Genomic DNA, 12,287 nt, shown 5'->3' with positions numbered 1-12,287 from the left:
ATTTAAAAGAAATATTTTTTAATAAGAAGGATAATAGGGAGATTAAATTTTAATATTTAATTCTACTTGTTATTCTTTTATTTTTTTAACTCACATTAATAGACAAAACCTTTACAAAGTGTATTTTAGCTATCAGAATTTAAAGGAGGGTCTATTATATGAAAGCAAAGCTAATATTAGAAAATGGCATAGTATTTGAAGGAAAGGCTTTTGGATACCTTAAAGAAAGCGTTGGAGAAGTGGTTTTTAATACAGGAATGACAGGTTATGAAGAAATTCTTACAGATCCATCCTATTATGGACAAATCGTTACAATGACATATCCTCTTATAGGAAATTACGGAATAAATCTTGAGGATATGGAGTCAAGCTCACCAAAGGTCAAGGGATTTATAGTTAGGGAAAAGTGCGATTTCTCAAGTAACTTTAGATCAGAATTAGAAATATCAGATTATTTAAAGGGAAATAAAATAGTTGGCTTAGAAGGTATAGACACTAGAGCTTTAACAAAGATTTTAAGAAACAGCGGGACCATGAAAGGAATAATTACCCTAGAGGATATTTCTTATGAAGAAGCTAAAGGAAAGCTAAATGAATTCTCTAATAGTGAAGCAGTTAAAAATGTTACAACACAAAAAACTTATGTAATAGAGGGAAAGGGGAAGCATGTTGCCATTATGGATTTTGGTATAAAAGGCAACATAATAAGATCCTTTGTAAAAAGAAATTGTAAGGTAACAGTTTTCCCTGCGGATACTACAGCAGAGAAAGTTTTAGATGTAAATCCAGACCTTATATTCTTATCTAATGGTCCTGGAGACCCTGAAGATTTGCCAGAAGCTATAGAAAATATTAAAAAGTTAGTTGGCAAAAAGCCTATAGTGGGAATTTGCTTAGGACATCAGCTTTTAGCTTTAGCTCTAGGTGGAAAAACTGCAAAGTTGAAGTTTGGACATAGGGGAAGCAATCATCCTGTTAAGGATTTAAAGAAAAATAGAGTGTATATAACTTCACAGAATCATGGATACTTTGTAGAAACATTGCCTGAAAATATGGAAGTAACCCATATAAGTCTTAATGATGGAACAGTAGAGGGAATGAAGCATGAAACCTTGCCAATATTTTCAGTTCAGTTTCACCCAGAAGCATGCCCAGGCCCTAAGGATAATGATTATATTTTTGATAAATTCCTTAGCTATGCGGAAAATAAATAATAGGAGGTAGAATTATGCCATTAAATAAAGATATAAAGAAAGTTTTAGTTATAGGATCAGGTCCAATAGTTATAGGTCAAGCAGCGGAGTTTGACTATTCGGGAACACAGGCTTGTGAGGCTTTGAAGGAAGAAGGAGTAGAGGTTGTTTTAATAAACAGTAACCCAGCTACTATAATGACAGATAGAGAAGTAGCGGATAAGGTTTATTTAGAGCCTTTAACAGTAGAATTTGTAGAAAAAGTTATAGCAAAAGAAAAACCAGACAGTCTACTTGCAGGTATGGGCGGACAAACAGGATTAAATCTTGCAGTAGAGCTTTATGATAAAAAAATACTACAAAAGTACGGTATTAATGTAATAGGAACCTCTATAGAATCCATAAAAGAGGGAGAAGATAGAGAGCTTTTCAGATCTATGATGAATAGAATAGGAGAACCTGTTATAGAAAGTGAAATAATAACTGACATGGAAGCAGGTAAAGCCTTTGCAGATAAAATTGGATATCCAGTTATAGTAAGACCAGCTTATACTTTAGGAGGAACTGGCGGCGGAATAGCAAATGATGAAGAAGAATTAGAAACAATACTTTCATTAGGCCTTCAGTTAAGCACTATAGGTCAGGTACTTCTTGAAAAAAGTGTTAAGGGTTGGAAGGAAATAGAGTATGAAGTAATGAGAGATAGCTTTGGAAACTGCATTACTGTATGTAACATGGAAAATATAGATCCAGTAGGAATTCATACTGGAGATAGTATTGTAGTAGCACCAAGCCAAACTCTTTCAGATAAAGAATATCAAATGCTTAGAACTGCTTCAATAAATATAATAAATGCAGTAGGTATAGAAGGAGGATGTAATGTACAGTTTGCACTAAACCCAAACTCCTTTGAATATGCAGTAATAGAAATAAATCCAAGAGTTAGCCGTTCCTCAGCCTTAGCTTCAAAAGCTACAGGGTACCCTATAGCAAAGGTAGCAGCAAAGATAGCTTTAGGTTATGGATTAGATGAGATTAAAAACGCAGTAACTCAAAAAACTTATGCATGCTTTGAACCATCATTAGACTATGTGGTAGTTAAAATTCCAAAGTGGCCTTTTGATAAGTTCCAGGGAGCAGATAGAGTTTTGGGAACTAAAATGATGGCTACAGGGGAAATTATGGCTATAGGAAGCAACTTTGAAGCGGCTTTCTTAAAGGGAATAAGATCCTTAGAAACTGGAAAATACTCTTTAGAGCATAAAAAATTCAAAAACTTAAGCATGAATGACTTAAAAGAGAGAGTTATGTCTCCAGATGATGAAAGAATATTTGCACTAGGAGAAATGCTTAGAAGAGAGTATAGAGAAGAAAGAGTAGCACAAATAACAGGCATAGATAAATTCTTTATAAAGAAGATTAAGAAAATAGTAGAAGAAGAGCAGAAATTAAGGGGAAGTTCTGTAGATGATTTAGATAAGGAATGGTTATACAGCCTAAAGAGAAAGGGCTTCTCAGATAAGGGTATAGGGGATATGCTAAATGTAAGCCCTGAGGATATTTATAGATTAAGAAGTATATGGAATATAAAGCCTGTTTATAAAATGGTTGATACTTGCGGAGGAGAATTTGAGGCATTATCACCATATTACTACTCAACTTATGAAAGTTACGATGAAGTAGAGGTTTCAGATAAAAAGAAGATTATAGTTATAGGCTCAGGCCCAATAAGAATAGGTCAGGGCATAGAGTTTGATTATGCTTCAGTTCACTGTGTAAAGGCTCTTAAAAAGTTAGGTATAGAAACAATAATAATAAACAATAATCCAGAGACTGTAAGCACAGACTTTGATATATCAGACAAATTATACTTTGAGCCATTAACAGAAGAAGATGTATTAAATATAATAGAAAAAGAAAATCCTTATGGAGTAATACTCCAGTTCGGAGGACAGACTGCAATAAAGCTTGCTAAATTCTTAAAGCAAAAGAATATTTTGACCCTTGGAACTACTTCGGATCAGATAGATACAGCAGAGGATAGAGAAAAATTTGATGAGCTATTAGAAACTTTAGATATAGCAAGACCTAAGGGAAAAGGAGTTTGGACTGTTGAAGAAGGATTAAAAGAAGCTGAAAAATTAGGTTTTCCAGTGCTTGTAAGACCTTCCTTCGTACTTGGTGGACAGGGAATGGAAATAACTCATGATGAAAAAGAATTAGTATACTATCTAACTAAAGCTTTCGAAAAAGATAAGAAAAATCCAATACTTATAGATAAGTATCTTATGGGAAGAGAAATAGAAGTAGATGCTATATCAGATGGAGAAGATATACTTATACCTGGAATCATGGAACACTTAGAAAGAGCAGGAGTACACTCAGGAGACAGTATTACAATGTATCCTAGTCAAAATTTAACTTCTGATATTAAAGATAAAGTATTGGAATATACTAAAAAGCTTGCCTTAGGTATAGGAATTAAAGGTATGATTAACATACAGTTTATAGAGTTTAAAAGTAAACTTTATGTAATTGAAGTTAACCCAAGAGCTTCAAGAACTGTACCTTATATAAGTAAAGTAAGTAAAGTTCCTATAGTAGACATAGCTACTAGAGTAATGCTTGGAGAAAAGTTAAGAAACTTAGGTTATGGTGTGGATGTGTATAAAGAACCAGAATTAATTTCTGTAAAGGTACCAGTGTTCTCAACTCAAAAGCTTCCAAATGTAGAAGTGTGCTTAGGACCAGAAATGAGATCTACTGGGGAAGTTTTAGGTGTAGGAAAAACTTTAGAAGAAGCATTATATAAAGGCTTTATAGGGGCAAATATGTACATGAAAAAAGAAAAAGGAACCATACTTGCTACTATAAATGATCATGATAAGGAAGAATTCCTGCCAATGGCTGTAGAGTTAAGCAAGCTAGGATATAAATTCATGGCAACTACAAATACAGCAAAGCTATTAAAGAATGTGGGAATTGAAGTTAAGGAAGTAAGAAAGTTAAAAGAAGAACATCCAAACATTATAGATGTTGTAAAAAATGGAGAAGTAGATTTAGTTGTTAATACTCCAACTAAGGGTAATGATTCTAACAGAGATGGATTCCATATAAGAAGGGCAGCTATAGAAAGAAATATAGGAGTAATAACTGCACTAGATACATTCAACGCCATGGTAAAAGTTAAGGCTAAAGGCATAAAAAGTGAGGATTTGGATGTGTATGATTTAGGAAAATAACAAAACTCTATTAGATTTTAGATTATTCAGCAAAGAGAATAGAGAATAAGGCATAAATAATAAAGAATAAATGAGGAGAATTTTTAAATGAAATATGCCTTATTTGTTCTTTATTGTTTTTTATTTATTATTTTAACATAATGGGCGGAATTCTTCTATCCTCTTAGGTGGGAGATGGATAGCCCTCTTATTATTTTAAGTTCGATTAATCATTTAGTATTGATTATTAAATATATGGGAAAAGTACTAAATGAGGTGGAAATCTGTGATTAAGAAAAATAAGGGGTATAGATTTAGGCTAAAACCTAATAAAGAACAAATGGTATACCTAGAGAAAGCTTTTGGTTGTAGTAGAAAAATGTATAACTTATATGTTGATATGCTGTATAAACAGCTTGACGAGAAAAATTTTATTAATGGAAAAATTGATTACAAGGCTATAGACTTGCCAACACCAGCAATAATAAAAAAAGATTATGAGTATATGAAAGAAATAGATTCATTAGCTTTTGCAAATGTACAGCTTAATTTTAGGGATGCCATAAAAAAATACAATAGTGAATTTGATGGTAAAACATACTCAAAAAAAGCATATAATCTAGCAAAAGCATATGATGCAATAATAGTAGAAGATATAAACTTGAGGGCAGTAGGACAATGCTTAAAGCTAGGTAAATCATTATCCGATAATGGTTTTGGAACATTCAGAAACTTTCTAAAGTATAAGTTAGAAGATATGGGAAAGCAGTTTATCAAAATAGATAAATGGTTTCCATCTTCCAAAATGTGCAGTAATTGTGGAACTATGAAAGAAAAATTACAGCTATCAGATAGAATATATAAATGTGAAAAGTGTGGCTGCATTATAGATAGAGATTATAATGCAGCACTAAATATAAAAGAGGCTGGTTCTGCCTTGTTAGCTTGGTAAACTTATCTTCATTAGAAGGTATTACCCAAGAAGCCACAACTTCTAAAGTGGTGGTGAGTTCACTAAAAGTGTGATAAAATATATATAATTTTTACAATGAACAGGTTTCTTAGTTAACAGAGTAAAAGTTCATTAATTACTGTTTACTATTCATTGAAATAAGGGGGCAGAGGGATGAATTCGGTTTTAAAGATTGTTATAGCAATGGTAATTTGGGGAAGTGTAGGATTGTTTGTAAAAAACATAGACATGCCGTCTATTGAAATTGCATTTTTAAGAGGAGCTATAGGAACTGTATTTCTATTGATTGTAAACTTTTTTATGAAAAGCAAGGTTCCAAAGGAGGAACAGGAGGAACACTCCAAGAAAGACATAATTCTATTAGGGATTTCAGGAATAGCCTTAGTATTAAATTGGCTGCTGCTTTTCCAAGCTTATAAATATACTACTATAACCAATGCTATTTTGAGTTATTATACAGCACCTGTATTTATACTTCTTTTATCTCCAATTGTTTTAAAAGAAAAACTAACTTTAAAAAAATTAATATCCGTATTAGTGGCTATGGGGGGACTAGCCTTAATAATGATGAATCAACCTGAGGCTAATGGTGGCAACTATATGCATGCAAAAGGGATTAGCTATGGTTTAGCTGCAGCAGCGGCATATACTTCGGTGTTGTTGTTAAATAAAAGTATTAAAGGATTTTCAAGCTTTTATAGAACAATTGCTCAAATAATCATTAGTACATTAATATTATTACCTATGGTGCTTTTTAGAGGAAATTTACATATAACAGGTATAAATATGATTATAAATATTTTAATACTAGGAGTTTTTCATACGGGGCTGGCTTATCTGCTTTACTTCTCCAGTATTCAAAATGTAAGTGCTCAAAGGATTTCAGTGTTAAGTTATATAGATCCTATTTCAGCAATTATATTAGGCACTTTATTTTTAGGGGAGCCTTTAACCATTTATCATGTTATAGGAGGGGCATGTATTTTATTTTCCACCTTTGAAAAATAAACACATAGGATTTGTTTTATATTTGTGTTTTTGGAGATAATTACGATATGAGTAATATGAATATGCTAATTTAAGGAGGACTTCCTTTGTTTGATATAAATAGAAAGTTAATAGAAGAATTTTCAGGGGATACAGTATATAAAAGGGGACTTAAGTGCTATGAAAATAAACAGGTTAAAAGTATAGATGTGGATGTAATAGATAGACTCAATGGAAAAATTGCAGAAATCAATTCAGTAGTAAAATCTTCTGAGTCTAACAAGGAATATAGGGTATTTATAAGGTTTAGAGATAAAGCCACATTTATACAAAGTGACTGTGATTGTCCTTATTGGGGGTATATGTGCAAGCATGCAGTAGCTACCCTTATTAAATTCATAGATGAAAAAGAAGTGATTTTAAAGGATGTTGAAGAAAAAAGAAATAGAGAATTTATAAATAATATTAAGAATAATCTATTAGATAAAAGCAATATTTTGCCTAAAATATATTTAAATACTAGTTATAAACTTCAGATAGACAGTGAACATGAAAGTGGCACATCCATATAAATGAAAATAGGAGAGGATAAACTCTATGTAGTAAAAAATATTAAAGAGTTTATAGAGAGCATTCTTACTAGAAATGAAATGTATTTTGGAAAAGGGTTTACCTTTAACCCTCATATTCATAAGTTTAAAGAAGAGGATGAAGACATAATAAAGCTGCTTATTGAAATATATGAATATAAAAAAGTTGTAGATGATATGGAGAATTATTCAACTTATTTTACAAAAATCTTGAAGGGGAAAAAGGCTTATCTTACAGAAAGCAATTTAGGAAGATTTTTACGGGATTTAAAGGATAGGACTATAGATGTAACTATAAATGGGAAAAGTATAGACAATGTTTCCTTTGTAAAGGATGATTTTTCTTTAGATTTTAATGTGGAAACAAAGAATAATAAAATACTATTAAAACAGACATCGGATATAGCCATGCCAATTTCACCCGGCGGGAAATACTTCCTATATCAAGGAAAAATCTATGAGCCATCGGAGGAGTTAATAAAGAATTATAAGCCTTTTTTTAATCAGTTTCTAAAGAAAAGAAGCCATGAAATAAGCTTTAATGAGAACTTCAGTGAGGATGTGGCTTCTTTTGTACTGCCTGCTCTAAAGAAAATAAGTAGAAATGTACAGGTAGATAAAGGACTTAAAAATAAATTTTATGAGGAACCTTTAAAATCCTCCATTTATTTTGATAAGCAAGAGGACAATATAATAGCAAATGTTTTATTTAAATACGGGGATATTGAAATCAATCCTTTAGCAAATGAAAATAAAAAAGAGGAAAAGATTTTAATAAGAGACATAGAGGGTGAAAAAAGGTTATAGCCATTTTGGAATCCTTCAATTTCAAAAGGGAAAATTATAATTACATACTAAAAGATGAAGAAAAGCTTTTAAATTTTATGTTAAAAGGTATGGGATTATTACAGGATATATGTGATATATACTATTCTCAATCCTTTAAAAATATAAAGGTATATACATCTTCAAACTATAGATCCAATATTAAACTTAATGAAGAAGATCTTTTGGAATTTACTTTCAATATTGAAGGCGTTGATAAAAAGGAGCTTAAAGATATTTTTCAGGCATTAAAGGAAAAGAAAAAATACTACAGACTAAAGAAGGGAGGTTTTGTCACTTTAGAAGATAAAAATTTAAATGGAATAGGTGAATTAATAGATTATTTAAACATAAAACCATCTGAATTGGAAAAGGATAAAGTTATTCTTCAAAGATATAATGCTATTTACATTGATTCTTCTATTAAAGAGAAAAACATCAAATCTATAGAAGAAAATAAAGGCTTTAGGCAGTTAGTAAATAGTATTAAAGATATAGGGGAAATGGACTATACTATTCCTGAAAATCTTAAGGATATAATGAGACCTTATCAAAAGTTTGGATTTAAGTGGTTTAAGACCCTTGCCAGATGTGGCTTTGGTGGTATTCTTGCAGATGAAATGGGATTAGGTAAAACATTGCAGACTATAGCTTTTATAAAATCAGAAGTAGATGAAAATAAGGGAAATAAAATGCCTTCTTTAGTAGTATGCCCTACATCCTTAGTATACAATTGGCAGGATGAAATAAATAAATTTCAGCAGGATTTAAAATGTGTAATTGTATCTGGAAGTAAGGAGGAAAGGGAGAAAAATATTAAATCCATTAAGGAAGCGGATGTAGTTATAACTTCCTATGCTCTGATAAGAAGGGACATTGAGGAATATGAAAACATTAAATTTAGATATTGCTTTTTAGATGAAGCACAAAATATTAAAAATCCACAATCTCTAAATGCTCAAAGTGTAAAGAGCATTAAGGCTAAGGGTTATTTTGCTTTAACAGGAACTCCAATTGAAAATTCTCTTAAGGAACTTTGGTCTATATTTGATTTTATTATGCCTGGTTACCTTTTAAATAGTAGAAAGTTTTCTCAAAAATATGAATTGCCTATTGTTAAAAATAAGGACAAAAATGTACTTAATGAATTGAATATGCATATAAAACCATTTATTTTAAGAAGATTAAAGAAAGATGTTATAACGGAATTGCCGCCTAAAATAGAGCATAACATTATAGTGGATATGACGGAGGAACAGAAAAAGATCTATGCTTCTTTTGTACAGCAGGCAAAGGAAGATATGGATAGGGAAATTGAAGCAAATGGTTTTAATAAAAGTAAAATTAAAATATTATCCATGCTTACAAGACTTAGGCAGATATGCTGTGATCCTTCCACATTTATAGAAAACTATACTGGTGATAATGGAAAGATGGAGGCAATTTTGGATATTGTAGAAAACAATATAAATCAAGGACATAAAATGCTTTTATTTTCACAGTTTACATCTGTTCTTAAAAACATAGCTAAAAGATTTAATGAGAATAATATAAAATATCTGTATTTAGATGGAAGTACTAAGGCTGATGTAAGAAGGAATTTAGTTAAAGAATTTAATGAGGGAGATTCATCTATATTTTTAATATCATTAAAAGCAGGCGGAACTGGTCTTAACTTAACCGGTGCTGATATAGTAATACATTTTGATCCATGGTGGAATCCAGCGGTAGAGCAGCAGGCATCAGATAGAGCCCACAGAATAGGACAGAAAAAAACTGTAGAAGTTATAAGACTTATTGCTAAAGGCAGTATAGAGGAAAAAATATATAAAATACAGGAAAAGAAAAAAGAAATAATTAAAAATGTGGTAGATAGCAATGCAGGAGAAGAAATCCTTTTATCCAATATGGATGAAAAGGATATTAAAGAACTTTTTGCATAGAGCCATGGCCAGGGTACAGAGTACAGAGTACAGAGTACAGAGTACAGAGTACAGAGTACAGAGTACAGAGTACAGAGTACAGAGTACAGATAGAATTTTTGCTAAAGCAAAAATCCTATCTAGAGAACGTCTATAGGTTTGTGTAAAATTGAAAAGAAGATATAATCATATTTGGAAATTACTATAGGAAATTATTCCTGTAGTAATTTTTATTTGTAATCAAATAATAATATCATAAAATTTCAGGTTAATTAATTAAGAGAGCTAAACTAATATTTTGTATTATTATAAATAACAATAACACTATAATCCTAATTTCGCATGAATGAATATATTTTATTATATGTTCTTCAAAACTATTTGACTTTGACATAGTTATTTTCAACTCTTTTAATAAATTTAAATTATTTGCTGAAAGAGAATTAATTTGTAATTTAGTACCTTTATAATTAATTGTAACGTAATTTTGAAAAAATGTTTATATTAATTAAAATTGAATGTATATTACAAAATGACATTAGGATTGATAATATCAATAAGTTATATCAAATTGATCATAGCTTATTTAATATAAATTTATAAATGAAAAAAGAGTAAACTGTACCTTGTAAGACATTGACAACCTCTTTTGTGTGTCCATCCTACAGGGTACAGTTTATTACTCTTTTTTTATTTTTAGACAGTCTATCGGCTGAAATCTTTATTGAAACAATTTAAAAATCTTATAAATTATTCTTAATCTATTACTTATAAAAAAGTTTCCGCTCTGTTTCTCCCATTATTTTTAGCCTTGTATAATGCTGTATCGGCATTTTTAATAGCTACATTTAAGTCACTGCCGCAGTTGGCTTCAGATACTCCTATACTTACAGTTACACTAATATCATATTCACCAGCTTTTATTGTTTTATTAGAAATTAGATTACACATCTTTTGGGCCATTTCATAGGCCTCCTGGGCATTTTTGTTAGGTAGTATGAATAAAAATTCTTCTCCGCCAAATCTGCCAAAGTAACCTTCACTTTCCAATAGTTCTGAACACTTAGCTGATATAGTTTTAAGAACCACATCACCATTTATATGACCATAAGTGTCATTAACTTTTTTAAAGAAGTCTATATCTAATATACCTATGGAAAGTTTCCTATTGGAGTCCTTTGCTTTATTTAATTCTTCTTCCCCAATTTCTATTATCCTTCTCCTATTAAATACTCCAGTTAAAGCATCTGTATATGATAGCTTTTTCAATTCTTCATTTAACATTTTAATTTTTTCTTCGTTAATTTTTTCTTTAGTTACATCTATAATAACTCCATCCCATAATAATCCATTATCATTTGTTTTAGATGGAGAGGAATCTATTTGAAGCCATTTGATATTATTATCAATAACTATTCTTCCAGTCCAATGAAAAGGGGTTAAAGTTTCTTTTGAAATTTTAAAGGTATTTTTAAAGTTTAATAAATCATCTTTATGAATATTGGATATAAAAAAATCTGGATTATTCTTTAAATCTTTTGGGGATATATTAAGTATTTTATTTGTTGCCATATTTGCATAGGGTATGGAAAGTTTACCTTCAGCAGAAATCATAAATTGAAAAAGAACACCTGGAATATTTTGTGATAAATTTTCATACCTTTTATTACTCTCATATAGGAAGGTTTCTATTTCCTTTTGTTTTGTAATATCATCTTTTACAGCAACAAAATGAGTTATTTTATTCTTGCTATTAAAAATAGGTGATATTTTAGCCTTCTCCCAATAGAAATCTCTATTCTTTTTTACATTCAAAAATTCCCCCTGCCATGGGTTACCTGATAAGATAGTTTCCCATAACTCTTTATATTCACTAGGAGGGTTATGATTAGACTTTAAAAATCTTGGATTTTTACCTAATACTTCTTGAAATGAATAACCTGTTATTTCAGAAAATTTAGGATTTACATATTCTATATGTCCAGATTTATCTGTTATTATTATGGAGGCCGAGCTGCTTTCAATGGCTTTTTGAAATTTTCTTAAGTTTTCCTCAGATATTTTCCTAACAGTTATGTCCTCTATTTGAGTTACAAAATATTTAGGATTATTATTATTATCATAAATAAGGGAACTAGAAAGTCTGCAATATAGGATTTGTCCATTTTTAGCTACATATCTTTTTTCAAAGCAAAAATTAGTTAATTCTTTATTAGCTGCTTTCTTTAAAATATATTCAGTATATTCCAAGTCTTCACCATAGGTAACATCTTGAATTTTTAATTTCATTAATTCTTCTTTTGTATATTGGAGCATATTACAAAAGGATTTATTGATCTTTAGGAATGAGCCATCAATTCCTATATATAGTTGTCCTAGTAGTGAATGTTCAAAGAAGGATTTATATATTTCTTCACTTTCTTCTAAAGTCATATCACATTTTTTAGATTTATTTAGCTCAATTTCTTCTTGTAGTGTTTTTATTTTATTTTCTAACTTGGCTATATACAATTTATTGTTCATGGCAAGTTCCACCTCATTTTTAGTATATCATGAAATCACCAGAGGTAAAAACC

7 protein-coding genes and 1 pseudogene are annotated in these 12,287 nt (G+C 30.4%); 7 read left to right on the top strand and 1 reads right to left on the bottom strand.

Annotation, left to right across the window (positions count from 1 at the left end):
- The first annotated feature begins 158 nt into the window (after positions 1-158).
- The 7 genes and pseudogenes from CLLI_RS02765 (at position 159) to CLLI_RS15170 (ending at position 9,732) form a co-directional block, all read left to right on the top strand.
- Positions 159-1,214 carry a carbamoyl phosphate synthase small subunit gene (locus CLLI_RS02765; RefSeq protein ID WP_106062724.1) on the top strand — a complete coding sequence of 352 codons (1,056 nt, stop codon included), beginning with the start codon at positions 159-161 and terminating at the stop codon, positions 1,212-1,214.
- Positions 1,215-1,228: 14 nt separating this feature from the next.
- Entirely contained in the window at positions 1,229-4,435 is a 3,207-nt protein-coding gene (gene carB, locus CLLI_RS02760) for a carbamoyl-phosphate synthase large subunit (protein WP_106062723.1), read from the top strand.
- 265 nt (positions 4,436-4,700) lie between these two features.
- A complete protein-coding gene (locus tag CLLI_RS02755; protein WP_242975499.1) occupies positions 4,701-5,366 on the top strand; it encodes an RNA-guided endonuclease TnpB family protein in 666 nt (221 codons plus the stop codon).
- A 174-nt stretch (positions 5,367-5,540) separates the two neighbouring features.
- Positions 5,541-6,395 carry a DMT family transporter gene (locus CLLI_RS02750; RefSeq protein ID WP_106062722.1) on the top strand — a complete coding sequence of 285 codons (855 nt, stop codon included), beginning with the start codon at positions 5,541-5,543 and terminating at the stop codon, positions 6,393-6,395.
- A gap of 86 nt (positions 6,396-6,481) precedes the next feature.
- A complete protein-coding gene (locus tag CLLI_RS15180) occupies positions 6,482-6,946 on the top strand; it encodes an SWIM zinc finger family protein (protein ID WP_170063631.1) in 465 nt (154 codons plus the stop codon).
- Positions 6,947-8,250 (top strand): annotated as a pseudogene (locus CLLI_RS15175) (SNF2 helicase associated domain-containing protein); the annotation flags it as partial.
- 42 nt (positions 8,251-8,292) lie between these two features.
- A complete protein-coding gene (locus tag CLLI_RS15170; protein ID WP_479723240.1) occupies positions 8,293-9,732 on the top strand; it encodes a DEAD/DEAH box helicase in 1,440 nt (479 codons plus the stop codon).
- A 747-nt stretch (positions 9,733-10,479) separates the two neighbouring features.
- On the opposite strand, the gene CLLI_RS02740 is transcribed toward CLLI_RS15170, so the two are convergent.
- Positions 10,480-12,234 carry a GGDEF domain-containing protein gene (locus CLLI_RS02740; RefSeq protein WP_106062721.1) on the bottom strand — a complete coding sequence of 585 codons (1,755 nt, stop codon included), beginning with the start codon at positions 12,232-12,234 and terminating at the stop codon, positions 10,480-10,482.
- Positions 12,235-12,287: the final 53 nt, after the last annotated feature.

The sequence above is a fragment of the Clostridium liquoris genome, from assembly GCF_002995785.1.
Classification (GTDB): Bacteria; Bacillota; Clostridia; order Clostridiales; family Clostridiaceae; genus Clostridium_AO; species Clostridium_AO liquoris.
Note: the sequence above shows the minus strand (reverse complement) of the source record. Positions and strands in the feature narration are given on the sequence as shown.